The 23,639-nt window shown below is 56.6% G+C and carries 31 protein-coding genes; all 31 read right to left on the reverse strand.

Annotated features, from left to right (window positions below; all coding sequences use genetic code 11):
• Positions 1-69: 69 nt before the first annotated feature.
• Positions 70-663: a DUF3365 domain-containing protein gene (locus VEI50_05300; protein HXX74521.1), complete on the reverse strand. Its 594-nt coding sequence runs from the start codon at positions 661-663 to the stop codon at positions 70-72.
• Positions 660-1,481, reverse strand: a complete 822-nt coding sequence (gene modA, locus VEI50_05305; GenBank protein HXX74522.1) for a molybdate ABC transporter substrate-binding protein — start codon at positions 1,479-1,481, stop codon at positions 660-662. Before modA ends, VEI50_05300 begins: the two co-directional genes overlap by 4 nt.
• A 384-nt stretch (positions 1,482-1,865) precedes the next feature.
• Positions 1,866-2,258, reverse strand: coding sequence for a cytochrome c (locus VEI50_05310; GenBank protein ID HXX74523.1), 393 nt, complete (start codon positions 2,256-2,258; stop codon positions 1,866-1,868).
• A 64-nt stretch (positions 2,259-2,322) separates the two neighbouring features.
• On the reverse strand, positions 2,323-3,174 hold the full coding sequence (locus VEI50_05315) for a FoF1 ATP synthase subunit gamma (protein HXX74524.1): 852 nt from the start codon (positions 3,172-3,174) through the stop codon (positions 2,323-2,325).
• Positions 3,171-4,643, reverse strand: a complete 1,473-nt coding sequence (locus VEI50_05320; protein HXX74525.1) for a F0F1 ATP synthase subunit alpha — start codon at positions 4,641-4,643, stop codon at positions 3,171-3,173. Before VEI50_05320 ends, VEI50_05315 begins: the two co-directional genes overlap by 4 nt.
• Before the next feature lie 7 nt (positions 4,644-4,650).
• The gene (locus VEI50_05325; protein HXX74526.1) at positions 4,651-5,397 is read right to left on the reverse strand and encodes a F0F1 ATP synthase subunit delta; all 747 of its coding nucleotides are present in this window, start codon (positions 5,395-5,397) and stop codon (positions 4,651-4,653) included.
• A gap of 59 nt (positions 5,398-5,456) precedes the next feature.
• Positions 5,457-5,726: an ATP synthase F0 subunit C gene (gene atpE, locus VEI50_05330; GenBank protein HXX74527.1), complete on the reverse strand. Its 270-nt coding sequence runs from the start codon at positions 5,724-5,726 to the stop codon at positions 5,457-5,459.
• A gap of 2 nt (positions 5,727-5,728) precedes the next feature.
• Positions 5,729-6,418 carry a F0F1 ATP synthase subunit A gene (locus tag VEI50_05335; GenBank protein HXX74528.1) on the reverse strand — a complete coding sequence of 230 codons (690 nt, stop codon included), beginning with the start codon at positions 6,416-6,418 and terminating at the stop codon, positions 5,729-5,731.
• 3 nt (positions 6,419-6,421) lie between these two features.
• Complete coding sequence (locus tag VEI50_05340) at positions 6,422-6,691, reverse strand: AtpZ/AtpI family protein (protein ID HXX74529.1); 270 nt, start codon at positions 6,689-6,691, stop codon at positions 6,422-6,424.
• Complete coding sequence (locus VEI50_05345) at positions 6,688-7,098, reverse strand: hypothetical protein (GenBank protein ID HXX74530.1); 411 nt, start codon at positions 7,096-7,098, stop codon at positions 6,688-6,690. The genes VEI50_05340 and VEI50_05345 overlap by 4 nt, the downstream gene beginning before the upstream one ends.
• The gene (gene atpD, locus VEI50_05350) at positions 7,095-8,510 is read right to left on the reverse strand and encodes a F0F1 ATP synthase subunit beta (protein HXX74531.1); all 1,416 of its coding nucleotides are present in this window, start codon (positions 8,508-8,510) and stop codon (positions 7,095-7,097) included. The genes VEI50_05345 and atpD overlap by 4 nt, the downstream gene beginning before the upstream one ends.
• A gap of 30 nt (positions 8,511-8,540) precedes the next feature.
• Positions 8,541-9,134 carry a hypothetical protein gene (locus VEI50_05355; protein HXX74532.1) on the reverse strand — a complete coding sequence of 198 codons (594 nt, stop codon included), beginning with the start codon at positions 9,132-9,134 and terminating at the stop codon, positions 8,541-8,543.
• Positions 9,135-9,137: 3 nt separating this feature from the next.
• Entirely contained in the window at positions 9,138-9,722 is a 585-nt protein-coding gene (locus VEI50_05360; GenBank protein ID HXX74533.1) for a hypothetical protein, read from the reverse strand.
• A 2-nt stretch (positions 9,723-9,724) separates the two neighbouring features.
• Positions 9,725-10,117: a hypothetical protein gene (locus tag VEI50_05365; protein HXX74534.1), complete on the reverse strand. Its 393-nt coding sequence runs from the start codon at positions 10,115-10,117 to the stop codon at positions 9,725-9,727.
• Entirely contained in the window at positions 10,104-10,589 is a 486-nt protein-coding gene (locus VEI50_05370; protein ID HXX74535.1) for a hemerythrin domain-containing protein, read from the reverse strand. The genes VEI50_05365 and VEI50_05370 overlap by 14 nt, the downstream gene beginning before the upstream one ends.
• A gap of 224 nt (positions 10,590-10,813) precedes the next feature.
• Complete coding sequence (locus VEI50_05375) at positions 10,814-11,323, reverse strand: hypothetical protein (GenBank protein ID HXX74536.1); 510 nt, start codon at positions 11,321-11,323, stop codon at positions 10,814-10,816.
• 47 nt (positions 11,324-11,370) lie between these two features.
• Positions 11,371-12,318, reverse strand: coding sequence for a thiamine pyrophosphate-dependent enzyme (locus VEI50_05380; GenBank protein HXX74537.1), 948 nt, complete (start codon positions 12,316-12,318; stop codon positions 11,371-11,373).
• A gap of 8 nt (positions 12,319-12,326) precedes the next feature.
• On the reverse strand, positions 12,327-13,568 hold the full coding sequence (locus tag VEI50_05385; GenBank protein HXX74538.1) for a pyruvate synthase: 1,242 nt from the start codon (positions 13,566-13,568) through the stop codon (positions 12,327-12,329).
• 115 nt (positions 13,569-13,683) lie between these two features.
• A complete protein-coding gene (locus VEI50_05390) occupies positions 13,684-14,583 on the reverse strand; it encodes a 2-oxoacid:acceptor oxidoreductase family protein (protein ID HXX74539.1) in 900 nt (299 codons plus the stop codon).
• Positions 14,584-14,595: 12 nt separating this feature from the next.
• Positions 14,596-14,907, reverse strand: a complete 312-nt coding sequence (locus VEI50_05395; protein HXX74540.1) for a YtxH domain-containing protein — start codon at positions 14,905-14,907, stop codon at positions 14,596-14,598.
• Between the two features lie 219 nt (positions 14,908-15,126).
• The gene (locus VEI50_05400; GenBank protein ID HXX74541.1) at positions 15,127-15,732 is read right to left on the reverse strand and encodes a c-type cytochrome; all 606 of its coding nucleotides are present in this window, start codon (positions 15,730-15,732) and stop codon (positions 15,127-15,129) included.
• 4 nt (positions 15,733-15,736) lie between these two features.
• A complete protein-coding gene (locus VEI50_05405) occupies positions 15,737-16,762 on the reverse strand; it encodes a cytochrome c (GenBank protein ID HXX74542.1) in 1,026 nt (341 codons plus the stop codon).
• A gap of 22 nt (positions 16,763-16,784) precedes the next feature.
• Positions 16,785-17,369 (reverse strand): c-type cytochrome, encoded by a 585-nt coding sequence (locus VEI50_05410; GenBank protein HXX74543.1) that lies wholly within the window; start codon positions 17,367-17,369, stop codon positions 16,785-16,787.
• A 44-nt stretch (positions 17,370-17,413) separates the two neighbouring features.
• The gene (locus VEI50_05415; GenBank protein ID HXX74544.1) at positions 17,414-18,616 is read right to left on the reverse strand and encodes a sulfite oxidase; all 1,203 of its coding nucleotides are present in this window, start codon (positions 18,614-18,616) and stop codon (positions 17,414-17,416) included.
• Positions 18,613-19,092 carry an OsmC family protein gene (locus VEI50_05420; protein ID HXX74545.1) on the reverse strand — a complete coding sequence of 160 codons (480 nt, stop codon included), beginning with the start codon at positions 19,090-19,092 and terminating at the stop codon, positions 18,613-18,615. The genes VEI50_05415 and VEI50_05420 overlap by 4 nt, the downstream gene beginning before the upstream one ends.
• Complete coding sequence (locus VEI50_05425; protein HXX74546.1) at positions 19,079-19,924, reverse strand: c-type cytochrome; 846 nt, start codon at positions 19,922-19,924, stop codon at positions 19,079-19,081. Before VEI50_05425 ends, VEI50_05420 begins: the two co-directional genes overlap by 14 nt.
• A gap of 228 nt (positions 19,925-20,152) precedes the next feature.
• Positions 20,153-20,320: a hypothetical protein gene (locus tag VEI50_05430; GenBank protein ID HXX74547.1), complete on the reverse strand. Its 168-nt coding sequence runs from the start codon at positions 20,318-20,320 to the stop codon at positions 20,153-20,155.
• 15 nt (positions 20,321-20,335) lie between these two features.
• Positions 20,336-20,554 carry a DUF2892 domain-containing protein gene (locus VEI50_05435; GenBank protein ID HXX74548.1) on the reverse strand — a complete coding sequence of 73 codons (219 nt, stop codon included), beginning with the start codon at positions 20,552-20,554 and terminating at the stop codon, positions 20,336-20,338.
• Between the two features lie 186 nt (positions 20,555-20,740).
• Complete coding sequence (locus VEI50_05440) at positions 20,741-21,109, reverse strand: cytochrome c (protein HXX74549.1); 369 nt, start codon at positions 21,107-21,109, stop codon at positions 20,741-20,743.
• A 223-nt stretch (positions 21,110-21,332) separates the two neighbouring features.
• Positions 21,333-21,881 carry a hypothetical protein gene (locus VEI50_05445; GenBank protein ID HXX74550.1) on the reverse strand — a complete coding sequence of 183 codons (549 nt, stop codon included), beginning with the start codon at positions 21,879-21,881 and terminating at the stop codon, positions 21,333-21,335.
• Positions 21,882-21,898: 17 nt separating this feature from the next.
• Positions 21,899-23,635 (reverse strand): alpha-glucan family phosphorylase, encoded by a 1,737-nt coding sequence (glgP, locus tag VEI50_05450; GenBank protein HXX74551.1) that lies wholly within the window; start codon positions 23,633-23,635, stop codon positions 21,899-21,901.
• Between the last annotated feature and the right edge of the window lie 4 nt (positions 23,636-23,639).

Here is a 23,639-nt window from a genome sequence, read left to right on the forward strand (position 1 = left end):
CGGACTGATTTCGGAGCAGGTGCCACCTCGACCGATGCTGTTGTCCTTCCGTCTAATCAGCCTGGCTGCTCACTGATTGCTCAGTGGAAAGCTGATCACAAGTCCTCCCATAACGTCACCGACTTTAAAATCCTTTTTAGGGCTGTTGGGATGTGCATTGTGGCATTCGATGCACGCCGTTGTGACAGCTACGTCCGCATAGACCGTTTCGAACAAGCGTTTCCCACCGCTGTCGTTGGTGCTGGAATACGGTCGATTGGGATGGGCCTGTACTGCTTTAAGACCCTGCCGCTCGAATTCGGTGCTTGGCGCATTGGCCTTATTGATCGGCGACTGACTGATCAGGCGGTAGCGGACATTCGGGCCGGTCAATTCGGCGATCTCGCTCGTCTCCTTGAGGAGCTGCACTGGTAATGGCAATGAGTGCGTGGCCTTCCAGTTTTCTGACGCATCAACTATACGCTCTTGGCGAAGCCGGTTGACAATGTGGATCGTGTAAAAGTGCCGGTGAGCCATGATGACTGCCCGCAAATAATCCGCAACGGTTGCGGGAGGAACCCCCATCGGGGTGCCGGATGTCTTGTCGACGGCGAAGATGTTTGGGACCGCCAGCGCCGCGATCGTACCGATGACGGCGATCCAAATTAAAGCTTTCCTGATCATGATACCCTCTCCTTCCTTTCGACGGGGGTTAGACTCATAGGCAATGGGGCGGAGTCGAACCCGTATTTCACCAAGAGTTTTTGTACACGAGTCGTCATCAGGAAATTGGAAAATTGATCCGCGACAGACCGTAATGAGGCTCGACAGGTCGACGCTACCGCTTGCCCGAACTGAATCGGCACATGCGTTCCGATCGGGGCTTCATCGCTGATGCGCACCAGCCCGCTGTTGATCGAATCGACGCGATAGACCAGGCCTACATCCGCCTTGCCCGTGCGAATCAGGTCCATAATATCCTCGCTATGTGGCGCATAGAGGATGTGGGACCGGCTTTTGTACGTCGGATAGAGCTTTGTCAGCGCCCGGGCCGTAACGTCTCCCAATGAGGATGTCTGAGGATCGCCGAGAGCAATACGTGTGGTTCGATTCATCATCGCATCGTGAAAGGATTCTAACGTGGCCGAAGAGTCCGACGACATCACGAGGACGAGGGACGTCTGCGCGAAGGTCCGCGGGCTGTTGAGCGTCAGTCTCTTCTTGTGCAGGTACTCAACTTCTTCAATTCCTGCCGACAGAAAGACATCGATCGGCGCACCCTTTTCGATTTTTCGAAGAAGCGTTTTCGACGGTGTGTACACGATCTGGACCGCCGCACCATGTTCTCGCTCGAACATCGGCAGGATTTCGCTGAACGCCGGTCTTAAGCTGGGGGGTGCCCCAACGGTTAGAGGTTCAGCCTTGATGGGCTCCCACGTCCCGACGATGGCTGCCAGTCCCGCGATAGCGGCGATTATTATCTTGAACCTCCGAATGTTCACTCTGAACCTCCACCAGTCTGCTGGATGTGCGGCCTATGCCCTCTTGCACACACGCAGGACAATTCACTTAACATTTGCAAGTTACATGACTTGGTCTAAGGGTGGAAAGATTACAGGAAGTGTTGGCCGTCTTCAAGACTACCAGTAGAGAAGACAAATTGGCAAAGGAGGCCCAGCGCAGTACCGGACAGATCCCATTTGACTTGGCGCTGAATCGGTAGGAACGCAGCGGCTAAATCATTTGTTCTTCAGTCGATCCACGTTTAGGCCGAAACCGGAAGTAGACCGATGACAACGAGCGGTCATTCTATAAAGGCCTTGAGCAGCGTCGTGCCGAGAACCTTGCCTGGTGCAGCATGGTCTTGTCTGAGAGAGATTCCAAGATCAATGCAATGTTTTCAGCCAGGCCCGAATATCGGCAATCTGCTGCTCAGTCAATGCGCCTCTTAATGGCGGCATCACGTGTCGTCCTTCGTACACGGTTTTCCAGAAGGCTTGCTCGTTCGACAACACGGGGTTGCCTGCCAATCGAGGCCCGATTCCCCCAGTCCCTTGTGGGCCGTGACACACCACACAACTGGCTTTGTACAGTTCCTCCCCCCTGGTGTTGTCGCCGATTGGATGCGTGGAAGCCATGCCACTTTCGCTTTTCTTGTCTGACACGCGAATAACTCGATCTGGAGCAGCGGCTGCACTCTTCTCAACAACGACGGCGACTCCACCAAAACAAATCAACCACGTCAACAGTTGGGCTATACATTTATTGGATAAATTCACAGCTACTCCCTGGAATAATGAAAGGACGTTGGTGGCACATGTTCATATCGATCCAATCGGAGTGTCATTGTTGCCGCAATCGTTCCGCACTCAACATCAACAGTTCGATCTCTTGTGTAATCTCTTCCTGCCGGAGCATATTGCGCTTCCGTTCCAATTCTGAGGCTTCTTTCTTGAGGCGCTGTATCGCGCCTTCGAGATGGGATACCCGAGCCCGATTCTCAGCCAGGAGGGCACTGTAAAAAATCTTGTGCAGGAGGGAAAACAGGTAGAGATCGACTAACTCAGCCAAAAACACATGTGGCGGAAGATTCAAGAGCGGCGACCCCTTGAAACGAGTCGTTTGGCCAGGAGACGTCTCGAAGGGTCTGAGAATTTGGGTGTTTACACCGGCTGATTCGGAAACATGTGAGACAACCGTTATTGTGAGCGGTCGGCCTGATGTGTCCTGCCTCTGCAGCTGATGCACGTGGTCCATCACTTGAATCATCACTGATTGGACTTCCTCCGCGACGGACGCTCCCTCGATGGAGACCGCGACGGTCCGCTTGTCCGACATTCGCGCTGCCAGCTTTCGCCCGACGGTGAAGAGAACTGGCTCCTTGTCGCGTGCCACCCGCAGCCGTTCTTCAACATGTGCGAGCAACTTGTCATTGTACTCGCCACAAAAGCCTCGCTCCGAACCGATAACAAGGAGTAGAAGCCTGCCCTCCTCCACCCGCGGAAAGACCTCCGGGTAAAACGTGAGGAAGTCAGTCCCCGCCGCGTGCATGCTTGACACCACCCGTTCTTGCGCGGACAAGAGCCGCGTCACCTTCTGCGTCTCCATGACCGCAAGGTTTTTCATGGCCCCCATGATATCGCTGATCTCACCGAGCGAGCGGATATGGCCCTCGATGTCACGACGTTTGCTCATACGGACTTGTGCTCCTTGAGCCAATGGTCCACAGCTTCTGTCCATTCCTCGTCGCGACTGTCCAGAGTCAGGTCACTGTCTCTCACGCGCGTGGCCAGAGAATCGAGCAAGGCAGCGGTCGACTCCGGAAGGACCTTGTCGAATAGGCCGTGGTTAAACGCGGTCAGCCAGGCCAGATGAAATGTAATAGGCAGAGGGCATAGTCGATCCTGTTTCAGCAATTCCCGCAAGACCCGGCCTCGTACGATCTTTGCTTCCATCGAGGCCTCAAGACGCGATCCGAATCGGGTGAAGACTTCCAACTCGAGATATTGGAGGTAGTCGAGCTTCATCCGTCCCGCTTTTTCCTTGATTCGCGGATGCTGCCCCTTTCCCCCGACACGTGACACGGATTTGGTCACATCGATGGCGGGCAGGATACCCGATGCGAAGAGACGTTTATCGAAATAAATCTGGCCGTCGGTAATCGAAATCAGATTGGTCGGAATATAGGCGGCGATTTCACCCTCCTTCGTCTCTACGATCGGTAAAGCCGTCATACTGCCGCCTCCCTGCGCCGCGGCGAGGCAGGTCGAGCGTTCGAGGAGACGGGAGTGGAGGAAGAAGATGTCACCGGGGTAGGCCTCCCGTCCAGGAGGACGATGCAGCAGCAGCGAAAGTTCGCGGTAGGCCTCCGCATGCGTCGTCAGATCGTCGTAAATCACCAGCGTGTCATGGCCCTGCCACATCCAGGTTTCAGCGACGGCACAGCCCGCAAACGGAGCAAGGAATTTGAGCCCAGGCAACGATGTCGCCTCCGCAACGACGACGGCGGTATGGTCCAGTGCGCCGTTCTGCCGCAGAGTTTCGATCGTATCGACCACGCTGGATCGCTTTTGCCCGACCATGACATAGACACACCGCACCCCTTGGCCTCGCTGATTGATGACGGTGTCTACGGCGAGGGAGCTTTTCCCCAAGGCGTTGTCGCCGATCAGTAATTGACGTTGACCCTTGCCGATGGGAATCAACGTGTCCACAATTTTGTTGCCCGTATACAGAGGCTTGTGGACAAAGTCGCGCACCGTGATCGGCGGCGAGAGAATGTCGAGCGGACGATTGGACGAACAGTCCGGCTGGTCCAAGCCGTCGAGTGGGCTGCCTAAGGGATCAATGACCCGTCCGATCAAAGCATCCCCGGTGGGAATGCCCATCCGCCGCCCAGACAGGCGCGCGATCGTCCCGGCAGTCAGTCGGTTGGTTTGCTCAAGGAGAATCGCGCCGACGAGACTCTCTTCCAGCTGGAATACCATCGCCCGACTGCCGTCTTCCAGATCCAGGATTTCATCCATCGCGGCGGATGGTAGTCCCTCGATCCAGGCTACGCCATCCCCGAGCGCCACAACGGTTCCTTGTTCGGACACCCGCAGGCCAAATCGGTACTGGCGCAGCCAGTCGGCCTGACTCGCCAGCAACTGATTCGATATCATCGGTTGACTAGGCATGAGTCCGCGATTCGGTAAAGAACCTCAGTTCATCCTGCACGTTGGCACGGAGCACCCAGGAACCAACGCTGATCCGTAGTCCGGCGATCAGATCCCTGTCTTCGAGAAACTCGCAGGACACATCCTGTCCCGCCAACGTTCGACAGGCCTTACTGATGACTTCTCTCTGGGCCTTGTCGAGCGGATACGCGCTCGTGACTTTCATCGTGAGTCCCATCCCGATCGGCGTCGACCGGATGACTTGTCTCTGGGCATCAGGCAGGTGGGGAAGATCCTGCATGACCATGTCGACAATCTTCCGTTCCAGCTCCGGTCCTCTGAGACGAGACAGAAGTCGGCTCGCAAACGTGCTCCCTTGCGCGATCGCCGTTACCTCGGTCTGCTGCATGAACTCTTTCATACGCCGTTGTTCGACGACTGCCGCTTTTTCCCGTTCCTGACTGAGCTCCGCACGCAGATCTTCCAGCAACCGGCTCCGTTCGGCGGTGATCTCCTCGCGCAGCTGCGCGCGAGCCTTCTCCCGCTCCTGTTCCCATTCTTCGAGGCGATTTTCATATTGGGTTTGTAACGCCTGTGCATCGCTTCTGGTCACCTGTGCATCCGACAGCGTCCTTTGGATGGCCGCCTTGCGCTGGGCAATCACGTTCATCACCGGTTTATAGAGAAACCGGTTGAGGATCCACATGAGGACCAGAAAGTTGATCAGTTCGAGTATGAACGTCGTCCAGTCTAGCTCCACGACTCATCCTCCGCAGCTCATCACCGGCACAGAGATGTGCCGCACTCGACACCTGACGGTCATGGTTTGAGCATGTACTCGAGTAACGGGTTTCTGAATAAAATGATCAGGACGATGACCAGACAGTAGATCGCTAATGATTCAATCATGGCCAGGCCGATGAACAGAGCCCGCGTAATCGAGCGCTCTGCTTCAGGCTGCCGCGCCAGCGCTTCCAACGCCTGACTGATGGCGCGTCCCATCGCCATTGCCGGAATCATGGTTCCGACGGCGATGGCCAAGGCGGCGGCGACTGTCGAGGCGAGGGCAAACCAACTCATGTCACGCATGGTCACTCCTGTGCTTGAGGTTGTCGCGATTGTTGTGAGTGAATGGCGCCTGCAATATAGATTAAGGCGAGCATGCCGAAGATATAGGCCTGGATGACTGCTTCGATGATGTGCAACATCAACAACGGAATCGGCACCAGAAAGCCCGCCACAAGAAGTACCAACAGCGCCGTCATTTCGAGGCTCATCATGTTGCCGAACAGCCGGATGGCAAGGGCCATCGTCCGCGTGAGTTCGCTCATAAGGTGGAACGGGAGCATGAGTGGCATGGGAGCCAGATAGTGTCGTAGATACACTCTGACCCCCTCTGAACGGATACCAAACCAGTGTACCGACAAAAATACAATGATGGCCAATGCCGCCGTCGTCGATAGGTTACTGGTTGGAGCATTCACACCAGGGATTACTCCCGACAGGTTGGCCACGATGATAAAGAGCCAGAGAGTCGCGATGAACGGTAGAAGGCGTCTCGCCTGTGCGGGCAGCATACTCCGAATCGCCTCATCCGCCGCACTGAGCAGTCCTTCCAACACCACTTGGACCGGCCCAGGATCGAGCCGTAATTTCCTGGTGACTATCCAAGACCCCAGACCAAGTGCAAACATGATCCCCCATGTGGTGAGGACCGGTTCCGTCAGGATCACCGGTCCCAGCTGTACCGTTGTCCCTTTCAACAGATCAACCGATCCCATCTGTTACTCCTTGACATTCAAATAAACACTCAGCCCGCCAACTCCCACCCCGAGGATGATCAGACTGAGTGTCCAGCGCATCGAATACCCTGCTGTCAGACCATCCAGCCACCGGCCCACATAGGCACCGACGATGACGGGCACGACAAACAACAAGCCCAGGGTGCCGAGATAGACGGTCTGCCTCAGAAGGGTGGGCCGATCATGTTCCGCTTGCTTCATGCGGCGAATCTGTTTGGCCACTTCTTCTTTCAATTGGTTCTCGCTCTTCATGACGCAGGGTGCTCCCCACGGCCCATTCGCCAGAGTCGTTTGAACATTTCTTCTTCCAACCGATGCACACTCTCTTTGATACTCCGCAACTCGGTCTCTTCCTCGACCAGCTGTTCCTCGAGCGCCTGACTGATGCGCGCATACTCGTCGTCTCCGATGCATCGTCGCGCACTCACATAGAGATTATTGTCGACAAAATAGAGGAGGCCGCGCGGCACAGCCAGAAAGTGCCACCGCTCATCCATGGTCCGATAGCGAGCTAGTCCGAACGCGAGTACCGTCATCATCCGTTCATGATCGCCGAGAATTCCGAACAGGCCCGAGTCATCCTGGCCCACGAAACTCACGACCTTGTCGATCTGCTCGTAGTGTGTCGCATCCTGCAGATGGAGAACAAAGGTCTTCATGCTCGCACGCCCTTCATCGAGCCACGGAGGTAACATTTATCTTCTGGCACATCGTCGTACTCCCCCCGCAAGAACGCCTCACAATCGAGGAGCGTGTCGGCCAAAGGCACCGTGACGCCTTGTATCCCCGTCAGTTCCGTAGTGACATGGAACGGTTGGGTCAGATACCGCTGGAGTTTCCTGGCGCGGAGCACGATGCGTCGGTCGGTCTCAGACAGTTCTTCGATGCCCAGCATGGTGAGGATATCTTCGAGTTCACGATATCTCGCAAGATGTTCCCTTACCCCTTCCGCGATCCGATAGTGTCGATCTCCCAATGTCTGACGATCCATCAGCTTGCTCGTGGATTGCAGAGGGTCGACAGCCGGATAAATTCCTTTGCTGGCCTGGTCGCGGGTTAAGATTACCAGCGTGTCGAGGTGATTGAGAATGCCGCTGACGGCGGGGTCGGTCATATCGTCAGCCGGAACATATACAGCTTGCACAGAAGTGATGGCACCCTTGGTGGTGGAGATAATGCGGTCTTGCAGCTCCGCAATCTCCGTTATCAAAGTCGGCTGGTATCCTACCGTTGCCGGCATCCGTCCCAACAGACCGGAGATTTCACTCCCCGCCTGAACAAACCGAAAGACGTTGTCCATGAGAAACAGCACATCCTTCTGGAGCGTGTCGCGGAAATATTCTGCGTAGGTCACGGCCGCCGCCCCCACTCGGAACCGAACGCCTGGAGATTCGTCCATCTGGCCGAAGATCAGCGTCGTCTGCGGCATGACTCCGGCTTTCTGCATCTCATTCCAGAGTTCATGTCCCTCCCGAATCCGTTCCCCTACCCCGGCGAACACGGATACTCCACGATGTAGCGCCACGATGGCATGCATGAACTCCGTGAGGAGTACAGTCTTTCCAATTCCAGCACCGCCAAATAATCCCGTCTTCCCCCCTCTGATAAAAGGAAAGAGCAGGTCCATCACCTTAATGCCTGTCTCCAGAATTCCACTCGTGGCTTTCGTTTCGTGCAAGGAGGCTGGCCTGGCCAAAATGTTACGGAACTCACTGACTTCCAGCGGCGGCCCCCCATCCAAGGGCTCACCAAATAGGTTCAAGACTCGACCGAGGCAATCAGTCGCTACGGGAACGTGCACCGGTGCTCCTGTGTCGAACACGAGCATGCCGCGACGAAGTCCGCCCGTTCGATGTAACGTGATGGCGCGCACGTGTCGCTCATCGAGGTGCTGATAGACCTCGAAGGTGTATGTCTCATGATCCATCGCTGCACACAACGCTTGGTGCATAGGAGGAAGACGATCGCATGAAATGTCGACGACCGGGCCATGCACCTTGGCGATGACTCCGATCGGATTGCGGTCATCGATAGGTTTCTTGGGCAATGTCACCGCACCGACGCTTTGCATTATCTCCCTCTAGAGATCAGCCTGCCGGGCTCATCGCCCGTATTCTGTCGACCGCCCATTCGTCTCGATCTCATATTGACCGGCGGTATGACACTTCAGGCAGTTGGCCATCCTCCCCAGGCGGTGCGCGCCGCCGCCTTTCTCCAATACACGACGGACCGTGGGGTTGTCGAGCAGGGTTGGACGGACGCCGAACTCGGTGCCAAACTCGTGGCAGGCGGTGCAAGAACTGGTTCCTGTCGCACGGAAAATAAACTCTCCGTGTGGATTGGACATCGCGCTGGAGGTGATCTGCGCAAGAGCTCCCCGATGTTCCGTATGGCAGGCCAAACAGGTTTTCTGCTGTCTGATGACTTCCTGGTGAAAGACTCCGACTGACGGTTTCGACCGCTCTACGAAGCGCGCCTCCGAATGGCACACGATGCATTTGCCGCTGGCAGGCCCGCGAAATGGCTCGTGACAGTTTGTGCATCGAGCCACATCCGCATGATAACGGCTCAAATCTCCGGGGGCCCACAAGGTTTCTGGATCGCGAAACGACCCCCAGGCAAGCCAGATGACAAGAACCAGCGTCGCCATCGCGACGACCGGTACAGCGGTTCTTGGCAGGGGCAGATATGGCATTGTTCACAATCCACCAAAGTACAGCGACCCGATCACATGTATCGCCGTGAGCACGAGGAACATCAGCGTCATCGGCGCATGGATCGATTGCCATAGGCGGAATGCCTCCTCCTGCGCTGCCATCCGGTGCAGACGTAGATCGACTTCGTTGAGGGACAATCCCTCTTCGCGGAGTTGCCGTCGCTGGTCGTTGAGGGTCCTTAACGCGAGATAATGGACACCCTGTCCTACGATTCCACTGACGACGACCACCAGCATCGCCGCCAATGCAAGGAGTGGCACCATCGCCTGCACATGTGCGCCTGAATGAAGAAGGATCAGCAACGGACCGACCATGCCGGCCACCATGTGGACTTGAAACCAGCCGCGAGGCCACCGGTGGTTTCGACTCATCCGCTTCTTGATCGGGTAGACGAACACCAACAGGATGACTCCGAAACCTATCCAGCCTAGGAGGTGCCCCTGTCTCGTATGAGCGAACGGTGATGGAGTTCCGATACTCAGAGATGCTTCGAATAAAAGCGCGCCGGCAACCGCGGCAATCATCAAAACAGCGATCGTTGTGAGACGCCGCAACACAGGTGTCATGGTTAATAGTTTTCGACTCCCTTGCGTCCCCCGGCGTGGCAACGAAGGCAATCCGCGAAGCGTCCAGGTCCGTGGATACCCTTTGCTTTTTCTCGAAGGGTCCGCACGAGATCATTGTCGGTCGGCTGGGGGATCAGAATGCCGCTCTTTCCGACCTGATGACAATCCTGGCACGATGTCGCTCCCGTCGCACGAAAGATAAGATCACTGTGGGGATTCATCGGTTGGCTTCCCATGTCGCGAGTCCCGGCCTCTGAGGGGACAGCATGATCAACCGCCACGGCCTGCGCAGGCGGAACGAGGAAGGTGGAAACGTTCAGCGCTGCCACCCCCGTTTCAAAGAGCATCACAAAGATCAACCCCCGCTGGGAAGCGCCCATGTCAGACCGGCTCATGACCACAACACACCTTGTACCGTTCTTCCGGAATGTTGGCCATACGTCGAAAGAGTATCTCACGCTCTTTCTCCTCAATCACCTGATCAATCGCCGGATAGAGGATCCGTTCTTCTTTCATGTTGTGGGAGCCGAGAACGTTCAAGAGTGCCTGCTCTTCTTGATCGCTGTCACGGTTCTGCCCCGCCACTTTGTCATGAATGGCTTCGAGCTGCTGCCCGATCTGACGATGCTCTGCTCTCATGACAACGGTCGGCCCAGCTCCGGAGATGCCGGTTTTGTCTTCCCACAAAGGGAACAGGAGATCTTCCTCCCACACGATGTGCCGCTGCAGGCCGCTTTTGAATTGCTCAAAGGCTTCCTTGGCCTGTGCGAAGTCAGACCGCTTCAATTTTTGGTAGGTCTTGAACAACTCATCCAGCCGATCGTGGTCCTGTTCGTAAAACTTGAGAATCGTGTTCAGCTCACTCATTGTGTCCCCCTTCATGTAAAGCCAAGAGCATATGGCGTATGGCTGAAAGCCTATACCAGGTACGTCCCTCGTCGCTCGTATCTCGTTTAGCGGGCACAACGCTCTGGGCCAGGGGCGGGAGGACTTGGAAAGAGCGGGCTTTGCTGGCCCTTACCCAGTCCCTCTTGCCTCTCACCAGATCAATCAAGATTCGCTTCACGAGAGACGGTTTCCGGTAATACACCTCACGCACCCTCCCTTACCTTGTACTCCAGGTGACAAGCCACGCAGGCCTTCAAAAGATCATTGAACCGCGGCAAAATCTGCTTCATGTCCTTGGTAGGAATGATGCGTGCCAACTCCTCCGCTGCTTCGTGGTGTGCCAAGGCCAAATCGTGATATTCGGGAGGAAACTGTTCCGGTCGCTGTTGAGCCATCGCCTGTCGGTGCATGAAGAAACCTAGGTGGGATTCGGTTAGACCTTTCGCCAATTCATAGTCCTCTTCGACCAGGGCGTTCACAATTGCCTGGATTGTTTCCAGATGTTGCAACATGACCGCGCGATGTACTTTCGCATCCGATGGCGACAGCGGAATCGTATGCCTGGTCTCAGGCGTTGAAATGGGGTTGGGCCGCTCCTCGGCGCGGTGGTGCGCGACCTGGGTACAACCAGCTGATAACATGCTAGAAAAGGCCGTTAGAACCGCTCCTCCCAGGAGGACCAGATTCCCTCTATATAATGGTAGAGACGACATTCGAGACATTTTTAAGCTCTTTGAATGAAATCAATACGTTAGCTCCGTCAGGCCGTCTGTTCAGCTTTTTTTACCCTGTCCCAGTACGTATTTATTCGAGTCTGGATGTGCACGATGACTTCCGTCTGCACGATCGGCTCGAAGAGATGGCGGAACCGACCTTGGAGTTTGAGATAATCTTCGACAGGTTGGAGTGTAGGCATGTAGGTATGCACCACGTTGCCATTAATCGCTTCTTTCAATGGCCACAGTCCGCACTCCACCGCCAATCTCGCCACATCAGGAGTATAGGCTGCATCAAATACCCATCCTGTCGGACATGCCGCGAACGCCAGGAAAAGTTTGGGACCGGGATAGCTCGCCGCGCGCAGAAATTTCTCTTCGAGGTCGAGTGGAAAACGAGGCGACACAGTCGCCATGTACGGAGGCTGATGTGCACGCCAGATTTCGAAAATGTCTTTCTTTTCCTGAGTGGTGCCGGCGGGGTGTTGCACCGCACAGGGTGAGGTGGCGGTTCTAGCACCATACGGGGTGGCAGGGCTGAGCTGAACCCCTGTGTTGCCGTAGGCTTCGTTGTCGTAACAGAAATAATAAAAATCCAACTTCCTGCTAATGGCCCCTGATGTCGATGAAAGCGCCATGTCGTAGGTCGATCCGTCTCCGCCCAACACCACCACTTTGACATCTTCTTCCTTCGGCAATCGCCCTTTGGCAATCAACACATCGAGAGCATCGCGAACACCCTGTGCCCCGGCCGGTGCTGATCCCATCGTTGTGTAGAGCCAGGACGCATCGAGCGGCGTGAAAGGGAAGGCCGCCAGGTTGGTGAAGCAGCCTGCTGCATTGACGTAAACGACACGGCTGCCGAGCACCTTGGACGCAAGCCGCAACGATTCGAGTCCTCCACAGCCAGCGCAGAGCGGTGTGCCAGGAAACACATGCTCTTCTCGAGGAATCTGATGCAACTCTTTGAAGATATGTGGCTCCCAAGCCATGCTGCATCTCACCTGCCAGTTTTGAGTTCGTGCGCGAGGTACTGGAGCTGTTCTATCTCTCGATGCTCGCTTTCGGTATAGAGCAACACCGGTCCGATCCCTTTCCCCCGGACTCCGGCATCCGCTGTTTGTTCGAAGATCGCTTGGAATTCTCCCTCGGACAGATTCTTTCCTCCCAGACCCCCGATGAATGAACAAAGTGCTCTCGGCCGCAAGGCTTCGTGGTAAAGACAGGCTGAAATCTCCTGAAACAGAATACCGCCCTGCCCCGGTGACAGATTTTGATCCAACACAGCCACGGCCCGGCGGCCTTGCAGCGCCTGCTGGATCGCAGTGGTCGGCCAGGGACGGATCACACGCAACCGAAGCAATCCCACACGGCGGCCCTGTCCCCTCGCCGCGTCGACCGCTGCCTTCCCTTTGCTCGCAAAGGCGTTGGTCATGACGAGGACATCCTCTGCCTCATCAAGACGGTAGCCTTCCACCAGGTCGTAGCGACGGCCACAGAGCCGTTCGAAGTCCGTAGCCGCCTCTTCATGCACTTGAAGCGCGTTCATTGAAGCGAGATGGATTTGGTGACGGAAGTAACTGTAAGTCGATCCGCCGAGCACTGCCGTCCCGAGCGCGTGAGGGACCGACGCTTTGAACCCCAGATGAGCCGGACGGAACGGCGGCAGGAAAGCCTGCACCATCTGTGGATCAGGTAGGATGACCGGCTCGCGCGTGAAGGAAAGATAAAATCCGTCCAGATTCACCATGACGGGCAGACAGACCCGCTGGTCTTCAGCGATGCGGTACGCCATAATGATGGAGTCCACCACTTCCTGACAGGTTTCAGCATGGATCTGTAGAAAACCGGAATCTCTCGCTGCCAGGACGTCATTGTGGTCCGGCTCCAGGGTGATCGGCGACGCCAGCGCGCGGGACACGTTCACCAGCACGAACGGCACCCGCCATCCCACCACCGTGTAGAGCACCTCGAAGGCGTGAAGCAGGCCTTGGCTCGACGTCGCGGTAAACACGCGCGCACCAGTTGCCGCCGCCGCTCCTGCCGCAGTCATCATCGAATGTTCCGAATCGAGCGTGATGAAGCGGGCATTGAGTGATCCGTCCCCGCACCACTTGGAAAGAGCTTCGACGATTTCCGTTTGCGGAGTGATCGGAAACGCCGGGACATAGTCCACGTCGGACAGACGAGCTCCCCAGGCTGCTGCGAGATTGCCGGTCATCATCTGGTGTGTCTGGTTCATCTAGTTTGTCTGGGTTGTTTGGTTTATTTGGTTCATTTCGTTGGTCCGGTTTCTTTCGATGTCTGGCTTATTTCGTTCCTCAGACCAAGGAAACAAGACAAACCAAATAGACCGTTCAGCCTACATTCGTTTCCCGTTCCACGGTCATTGCGTCGGTCGGACAGACTTCGACGCAATCAAGACAGCCTTTACAGTGCGGATAGTAGATGGCGGGCTTGCCATCCGGTTTGATCGTAATTGCTCCTTCCGGACAGTTGGCAAAACAGAGCCAGCAGCCATTGCAGAGGTCCGGCCGCAAGACCGGACGGAATGTCCGCCACCCGCTCATCGAGCGGATAGCAGAATTAGGTCCGGCCGTAATACTGGCGGTTCCTCTCGTCGGTGATTCATACGCCGGAGCCCATAGCTTCGCCAGAGCTGCAGGCTGGCGCGCACTTCTGTCAATAGAGATGACCGGCACTGCTTCATAGGAGCGAAGCCCTACCGCTTGATTACTCTCGATGTCCGATGCGGCAAGACCGAGCTCACTCAATTCCCGCGCGATCGCCTCTTGGATTGATTCCCTACGAAGTCCGACGAGTCGTCCGGCTATGGCTCCAAGCAAGGCGCTGATCGCTCCTCGCTTGCCAAAATGCTCAAGCGCCATCTGGTTGAGGTCCAATGTCGAGAGACGACCGTAAAGAGCGGTCTGAGCCCGTATTTGTTTGGGACTGAGTGGAGAATTGACGAACAGGGCCGTTCCTTCGTCGACACCCTCCGACACGCGGGCGGCAGGATCTGGGATGAGCGACGCATCTGCGACCACGACTAGATCGGGACTGACGATGAATCCCCGCTCGCGAATCGGCTCTTTCGCAATCCGCGTAAACGCATACATCGGCGCGCCCCGGCGCTCAGCCCCGTAGATCGGAGAATCCTGTGCCTGATATCCTTCCAGAAAAGCTGCGGTTCCAAGAATCCGACTGGCAGTCTTCGCCCCCTGCCCGCCTCGGCCATGAAAGCGAATGGATAGCACGGTGCATCCTCATTAACTACAGCACGTATCCATCTTCTCTTTCATGGCCTGTTTACCGGCCATGACGGCCGCGTCGACATCAGCTCGTTTTTCCGCGACAAAATGTTTCCCTCGTTCGATCATTTCATCGAGAGCGGCTCGAGCCTCCTTGGCCTTTTCGATGACCTCGTCCTCGGCCTTTCTGGCATACCCCTTCAGCGCTCGGCGCGTTTCCTCGCCCGATTTCGGCGCGAGAAGAATACCGGCCACCGCTCCGGCGATGGCACCACCGAGAAACGCGAGGGCGATGGCCTGTGTTGAACATTTGGCGTCCTGACTCTCCATGATTCATCCTCCTTGATTGGGATAATTCCCGTGTTGCTGAAAAGCGAGGTCTATGCCACAAAGCAGGAGTGACAAAGCGAGCATTTATTGAGATTTGACGAGATCTTAGAGAAGGGCTTCGCGGTGAAGAATAAAGTTCTGGGGCATTCCAGGCCTGATCAAGAATGAAGCCTGGTGCAAAAGGCGACAGTGGAGTTCCGCATTAAGGGTGCGACTAGCTCACGGAGTGATGTCCGGACCGGCGCAACACCCTCCATTCCTTGGTTCTATGCCACCTGATCGATGAGGGCCCCTATGACCCATCCCGTGACCCGGTCCCTGCGCTCCTGCGAAGCTACGCTCGTACTGGATGATGGCCCAAATTTCCTCATCCGTGAGCTGGCCGACGAATCCGATCATGCTGGTGCCGGGCGAGCCGTTCTTGATCACCCAGAAGATTTCGCCTTCGGTGCGATGCCGCCAGAATCCATGGTGGTGGAAGTTTCTCGGGGCTGGGTCGAGCCCGGTCGCAGCCGGACCGTTTCCCATTCCGTCCTTGCCGTGGCAGTTGAAGCAGGTACCTTTGCCGTTATAGAGGACCTTCCCTTTTTCGACGACGTCGGGGGAGTCTGGCAACGGACTCGTGAGAGTGCGCGCCTCTGCAAGCTTGTCGGCCGGCACCCGCGGCTGCATCATGTGTTGCTCGGCAGCCGGTACGGGAGCAACAACGAAACCAACGAACAGCGACGTCGCGACCAACACCCGCACTGCCACCCTCACAGCCTTACGGTTTCCCCGGTAAAAGGCGATTCTGTCATCCCGTTCTGCAACGACCCACTTTGGCATACCGTTAACGTGGTCCTTTGAAGGTCGCTTTCAGATACGCCATGACATCGGCGACTCCCTGTTGGTCGATGGTCAAACGCCAATAGGGCATGTTCGCGGATTTCCCCATCGCTGCACCGCCGTAATTGATCATGTTGTAGAGATATTCCGTCGGCACCTCGCTGAAGTTGATATTGGCATGGATCGCCGGTTTCGGCTCCAGCGTCGCCGCAGCCGGACCGTCACCCTTGCCGGTAAACCCGTGACACTGCGCACAATACTCTTTGTAGATGACCTTGCCCCGACCGACGCTGGCCTTGCCAAACTCCGGCGCCGTCCAGGGCTCGTAATATTTGAAGTCCGGCACGTCCTGCGCGGCAAGATATCCGATCACAGCCCGCAATTGCGGATCCGTCGCATCGGCCAGAAATTCACCAGTGTGGATGATGAAGTCCTGCGGGTTCTGCCCAAAACGGTAGAGCCAGTCCATGTTGTACCGCTGGCCCGCATTCTGCAAGGCAGCACTCTGCTGCCCGCCGATCAGCTTCCCATTTTCCTCGATTGTGTGACAGCCAAGGCAGGCGTGCGCTTTATAGGCCACGCCGCCGAACGCGGCCTCGAACTTGGTCACCTTCGAGACGTCGAACGCGCCGACTTTCACCCGGGGATCTTTGTTGTTCTTCTCGAAATAATCCGCAATGGCTTCTGCATCCGAATCCGCCACGACGGGATGTTTGACTGCCGTTTCACTGAGATCCCATCGATACCCTTTGGCATAGAGAGTCGCTTCTTTTCCGGTCAGCCACCGAATCAACCAAGACCGTTGATACTTACTGCCTGCCCAGATCAGGTCCGGCGCTCTAAGATTGAAGCGTGACTCTGCCTGGCCTTCCAATCGATGACACTGAACGCAGGCCTGCTGAATCAATTCCTTCGCCCGGGTCTGATCGCTCCCGAACAACAGACGCGGAGCTGAGATCACCCCCACCAATAGCAGCAGCGCGCCTCCGATGACTACCCCTTTCCTCACATTCATGACGGCTTCCTTCATCTGTAGCACCCTCATCAAGGCGTTATTGTGATAATAACCAGGCATGAATATCGGCAATTTCCTGCTGATTGAGGACGGACCCCCAAGCAGGCATTGGCCCCCGCCCATGCAACACGGTTTCCCAAAACAGATCCTCCTGCGTAAGAATCGGATTCTTCGCCAGCTTCGGACCCATACCTCCCATGGCTCCGGTCCCATGACAGGCTTGGCAATTGTGAGCAAAAATGTCTGCACCTCTTGCCGCCACGCCGACCATCCGTCCTCCAGCAGCCGGCTCTTGCGTGAGCGGCTCCGTTTTCCCGATTTCATGGTTGAGCGGCGGCACTCGGTCCGGGGCGCCCGGATGGTAGCGGGCGGACAGATACCGCACCAGCAACTCGGCTTCATCCTTGGATATTTCTGCGCCCCAATGCCTCATTTTCTCGACCGTGGCTTCCCATCGCACCAGCGGCAATCGCTGTTGCACGATGAGATCCGCGCTGTGGCAGACGGAACAGCGAGCGAGGATCAATCCTTCCGCACGTGGCGCCAGCGACACGCTCACCGTAGCCAAGTTCTCTTCTTCCGCCGACGTTATGACGGCGAGACCAAGAAGCGCGCTGATCATGAAGAGAACAGCTCCCCCTCGCCTTATGCCTGACGCCTGACGGTTCATGCTTCTGTCACCGTTACCGTGACTCGATCCCATCCATTCCACAGAAACCCGCTTGGATTCCACGGACTCGTGGCCGGCTGCACGTCTCCGCGCTCATCGGTCGCACGACAGAGAATAGGGAACGTTCCGGCTGTCTTCGCGTTCCAGATCAATTGCCATTGTCTCCAGGCGTACGGTTGATCCTCGCCGACCAAGCGAGCCGGCTCCCAGGTTTTTCCCTCGTCGATCGACACCTCGACCTTCACCACCTTCGCCTCACCGCTCCAGGCCACACCTTGAATCGTGATGGAACCTGCCTTCACGGTTTCACCCTCTTGCGGCGCAGCAACAAGTGACTTCACGATCATCTTTTCCACCGGTGTCGATGGTCCGCTCGAGGATGTGCCGGGTTCCACAGGCCTTGTCGGCACGCGATAGGCAGTTTGCATGTAATACCCCTTTGCCTCCTCCGTCTGGACCGTAATATCGGTCAACCACTTCGTGCATGAATCCGCCATCCACCCCGGCGTGATCACCCTGAGCGGCGCCCCATGCAACAGCGGCAGGGGGCGCCCGTTCATCTCGTAGGCGAGAATCGTGTCCGGATGAAGCGCCTTGTTAAGCGGGATGCTGCGGACGAACAGCGGCACTGAGTCGACGACCGGTCGATCAGCTCCTAGGAACTGCACGTGATGCGCCTGCTCCTTTATTCCTGCCTGCCCAAGCACATCGTGTAACCGCACACCAGTCCATTGCGCATTCCCGACGGCCCCGCGATCCCATTGCACTCCTGGAACTTTGGGACGATGATGAGCACGGCCGTTACCGCTACATTGAACCACTGCCGTGATGGTTACAGATTCCATGTGACGTAAATCTTTCAGCGTGAACTCGCGTGATTGCTCGACCAAGCCACCCACCCGTAATCTCCAATTGGCCTGGGAGATAGCCTCGGGCGGCGGCGGCCCGAAATGACTCCGGACGAAGAAACGGGAAGTCGGGGTTAGAAATGAGGTGAACTCGCGAACCGGTGTTTCGGCGTCGAGTGGATGTGTGACCCTGACGGTGAGAGATGCGGTCTCCCTCGTCCCGGCGCTTTCGTTGCCGGCATTGGCTGAACGGTGAAGGTTCGGCATGACCAAGCCAAGCCCGAGACCTTGAAGCAGCGTCTTGAGCATCGATCGGCGCGACGTTGGTGCGGCAGATCCTGTGGCGTTCATGAACGCGTCACCGTATTGTTCTGAGGATTTAAATGGATCGCGACGGTCGGCGCGACCGCAATTGATTGATGAACCGTGCAACCGTGTGCGACTTTCAACAACCGTTCCTTCTGGTCCGGCGTGAGCCGATGGGGGAGATGAATCGCGAGAGTGATTCGCCCAACCCGATGCGGATTCTCCGCCGTCTCCCACTCAGCTTCCACCGACAGGCCGTCGCGGGGGATGCCATGCCGTGCACAGAACCGCCCGACGAAATAGCCGACGCAGCTTGCGATGGAGCCGACAAAGAGTTCGACCGGACTCATTCCGGCATCCTGACCGCCGTCAACCACCGGTTGATCGGTCACCACTTTGTGGCGTCCACTGGTCACGTCATACCGTGTTCCGCTATGGAAAGCCACATGGATCGTCATGACATCTCCCTCTGCTTGGACACCCGATGGCGATGCCCCATCACCATTTTCAATAGGGCGCATCCTGGGGCCTTCCTCCCTGCGGCCAGTCCTGAACCTTCTCGCTGCGATCCGGCCGAGGCTGGCTATTGATATATGCGGCGACATCGTAGGCTTCGTCGTCGGAGAGCGCCCATCCTCTCGTGCGCGGCATATTCGCTTTGATGAACGAGGCGGCCACGCTGTTACGCGCCATCTCTGACGCAATGGTATAGGATTTTGTTCCCCACACCGGTGGCGCGATCATCGTCCCCTCCCCATCCGCTCCGTGGCAGAATACACAGCGAGTACCGAACACCTTCTTTCCGTTGACGGGATCAGGCGATCGCGCCGTTTGAATCCGCGGTACTCCCCGCCACTGGATTACGCTTCCAACCGGAACATTCTCAGATAACCAATCGATGTAGGCGACGACCGCTTGGAGTTTTGAACTATCCGGGGGGAGCGGCTTTCCGTTCAAATTCCGCTCAAAACATTCATTCACTCGGTCGGCCAAGGTCATGACACGGGCAACGCGAGCCCGGTATTCAGGATAGACGCGACTGAGCCCCACGAACGACGCCGCATTCGGGTCCAAGCCCGCGTCCAGATGACAATTCGTGCAGTTCAATTTATTTCCCACATATGCCGCAGCATAGTCCTGCGTATGGACGACGATCTGATACCCGAGGCGAATCTGCTCTCCTCGCTGATCGCCGGGAATGGTTTCAGGAGAAGGCGGGGAAAAGATCGCATCGAGCGATGACGAAGTCCGTCTCGCGGGAAATTCCTCGCGCCGGGAGGCATTCTGTGAGTCCACACAGCCATTGAGAAGTACTGCGAGCGTGAAGACCAGGATCCCTGTGAGACGGTTCATTCTTGAGCCTTTCGTCACGGAACACAATTACTCACGATGGCGTCGCAATGAACGTAGGCCTCTGCCCTCGGGATAGAGACGATGCTGCACGTTGGTCACCTTGCCTGCCTACACAGTGGTATCCGCTTCGCATCCGTAAATGACGTCGCTGATGATTCCCTTCGATCCGGCACAAGTTCGATCACGGGCCCCCACGTGCTGCCCACAGAGGAAGACTGTTTCTCCGCCTTATGTCACGTGTTGCGCAGGAGGCCCGGCGCTGGCAAGGAAATCCGCTTCTACCATTTCAACTACCGCCTGTTGCGTTACCACAGGCTCCGGCGGTGGGGGTGGATGGCAGGCGGAGAGCCCGACCAGGCTGATCCCAGCGGCAACGATCAGGCCAGCTCCGTTCATACTTGCAATCCTCCCTTAGACCTTGCGCAGGGTATTCGTTGGGCAGGTATTGAAGCCCAACAAGGCCCAAGCAGGACAATAACCGATCGCTCCGGTGACCAAGGCGATCGTCCCGACCACGAGTAGTACAGTCCTCGCCACGACCGGCAATCCCACGAACGCCCCGACCCCCAGGAGTACGATTCCCAACACGATCCGAATCGGCCGCTCAATTCCTCCAACGTTGCATTTCATGGCGTTTCCTCCTTCGATGTGATGCTATCAGCCTACGGCTTTCAGCCATCAGCCTCCTGGTTAGAAATCTGTCGTCTGATAAATATGATTCATCGCCAGAGCAATGGATTCAGCTTTTTCGAGTCGTCGGCTCCGCTCATCTACATCACAGGCTTGTGCTAACAGCTGAACGCTCACGGTCGACAGCTAATGTTCTTTCAAGGTCCTGATGTAGGCCAGCACATCCCAAATCTCATCGTCCGACAGGGAGTATTTCCAAGCCCCCATAGCCGTGTTCGCTTTGCCATCGTGAATGCGCTTGAAGAGACTGGCATCCAGTCGGTTCTGTACACCATCCGACGTGAGGTCAGCCGGAGGCGGGGTGAGTTTGATACCCATTGCGCCCTTTCCATCGATCCCATGGCAACGGATGCAGGTATTGGCATAGATTTCCCGGCCGCTCACCGCATCTCGCTCTTTTGCAGAGACGGGGAGGTCCTTCAACCCTGGTCCTCCGGCAAACCCAAGACCCGCCATTCCAAACACCACACAGATAAGAACCATCGTGCGTCGCATTATTGAAGACCTCCCTGGCTGAACCTCATTGGCAGCAGTTGCGAGCGATATGCCACGGTCAGGCAGAAGGAAAGGTGAAAGAACATCAACTACACCAATCGGTTAGAAGCCATGACCACACCAGATGAGGAGAGAGCAGATGAAAGGTGGCGAGAAAGACCCCAGCCGAAAAACTACGACTGATGCAAGATGCCACAGATGAGATTTTCTTCTTTATCGTTCCCTATGGGCTATTCGCCATTTGCCGAAATAGCTGGGTCAGCGTCCAGATCAGGAACAAGCCATACACCGATCCGAAGAACCATGGGAAGCTGACAGCCCGATGCCCCCACCATTGCCGATGTTGGCGGAAAGCCCAGTTCGGTTGAAATACCGGAGGCTCGTTGCCTGGATCTTCAATAGCCTGCCTGGTTTCATGCAGTTGATGGAGGCTCATTAAAAGTTTTTGTGCACGCCAGCCCGGGCGTCGTTCTATTCCTCGAAGTTCCCATTCCCATAGGGCATTCTGGCCCGAAAAACGGCCGAGCACGATCGCCATTTGGAGTGACAAGAGAATCCCGAAGATGCAGAGGAGCAGGATCAGGAGCGTGAACGGCAGCGCCAATGATTCCCGTGAGACGAGTAGCCCGATGACGGCGACAAAAATCGAGTTGGCCGTCAAGTAATCGGACAGCATTGAGTGATAATCCCGCACACCGGACGTCCAGAGCGTCAGGAGATGGTGGTACGTCTGGTCGAGATTCGACTCCGCCTGAGCTTCACGATCGGTCATCGGTTCCCTCTCCGAACTCAGCCGAGCCGCAGATATTCACCAACCAGTCGGTAGGCATTGTGCAGGTACTGTGCCAGCATGCGCTGAGAATTGAAGAATGCGCCGTTCAACGCGATCGTATGGCGCATGATCTCCATGAAGCGCTCGCGGCCCTGATAAAAACACGGGACAACCTTCTGTTCGAGTTTTCGATAGAGTTCCGCCGCGTGTTTGGTATCCAGGTCACCACTCGATTCGGACGAGTCGACTCGGTCACCGATCGACCAGCCGGTTATGTCTTCTACGTGACCCTCAATCCACCAGCCGTCGAGTACACTGAGGCTCGGAACTCCGTTCATCGCTGCCTTCATCCCGCTGGTTCCCGACGCCTCCATCGGAGGAAGCGGCGTGTTGAGCCATACATCGACACCGGAACACAACAGCTTGGCCAGGCTCATGTCATAGTTGCTGAGGTAGGACACGGGGATGAAGCCCCGGAGCGCAGCGCTGATCTCAACAATATGATGGACCAGTTGCTTGCCGACCTGATCGCGCGGATGGGCCTTCCCGGCGAACACGAGTTGGAACCGCCCAATCCGTTGGGCGATGGCCTTGAGTCGTTCGACATCCCGGACAATCAGATCCACGCGCTTATAGGCGGTTGCCCGTCGCGCGAAGCCGATGGTCAGGACGTCGTGCTCGAACCCCGCATTTGTTTCTCGATTTACATACTCGATCAAGGCGCCTTTCGCTTCGAGATGAGCCTCCCAGATCTCCGACGCAGGAATACTGATGGCATAGCGGAGCGAGAGTTGATCGCGGCGCCAATCCGGAAGATGTCGATCGTAAAGGTGTTGAAACGAGGGGGCTGCCCATGTCGCTACATGGACACCATTGGTGATGGAGTGAATCGGATAGCCGGGGAAATGGTTGTGCGACACCTCGCCGTGCTTCATCGCTACTCCGTTGACGTAGCGGGAACCACGCAACGCAAGCTTGGTCATGTTGAGTTGATTATCCTGCCCACAGGCCTGGAGCCAGCCACAGCGGCGCGGGCCAAGCACACGGCGGGCCAGGTCATCGGGAAATTGGTCGTGTCCGGTCGGTACCGGCGTATGGGTGGTGAAGACACATCGTTCGCGCGCCGCCTCGATGAGATCGCTTGGAACCACGTCACCCTGGGCACGAGATGCCAGCATGTCTTCCAGCAATGCCAGCACGAGCAAGGCGGCATGCCCTTCATTCAGATGAAACCGTCGTACATCGGCGTATCCCAGCGCCTTGAGCAGGCGATAACCGCCAAATCCCAGGACCACCTCCTGACAGAGTCGATAATGATCGTCTCCCCCATACAACACGTCCGTCAATGTCCGATCCCACGATTGATTGTCGCTCACGTCCGTGTCGAGGAAATACACGGGCACATCGCCTCCAGACTCACCCTTGACGCGGCAGGTCCAGGCCCGGACCTGCACAAGACGATCTTCAATCTCCACTGTCACACGATGATCCACCGGCTTCAAAAAATCATTGATCGGCCAGGCAACCGGCTCTTCGGTCTGCCAGCCTTGTGTATCGAGACGCTGATAGAAATAGCCACGCCGGTGGACCAGTGAGACAGCCACCATCGGGATGTCCAAATCTGCGGCGGACCGGATCGTGTCGCCGGCGAGCACGCCCAGTCCTCCTGCATAGGTCGGCATGGCAGGATCCAACCCGATTTCCATCGACAGGTACGCAACAAGGGGATTGCGCGTGGGTCTCGCCTGGTCCATGAGG

It is taken from the genome of Nitrospiraceae bacterium (assembly GCA_035623075.1).
In the GTDB taxonomy this organism is placed as follows: Bacteria; Nitrospirota; Nitrospiria; order Nitrospirales; family Nitrospiraceae; genus DASPUC01.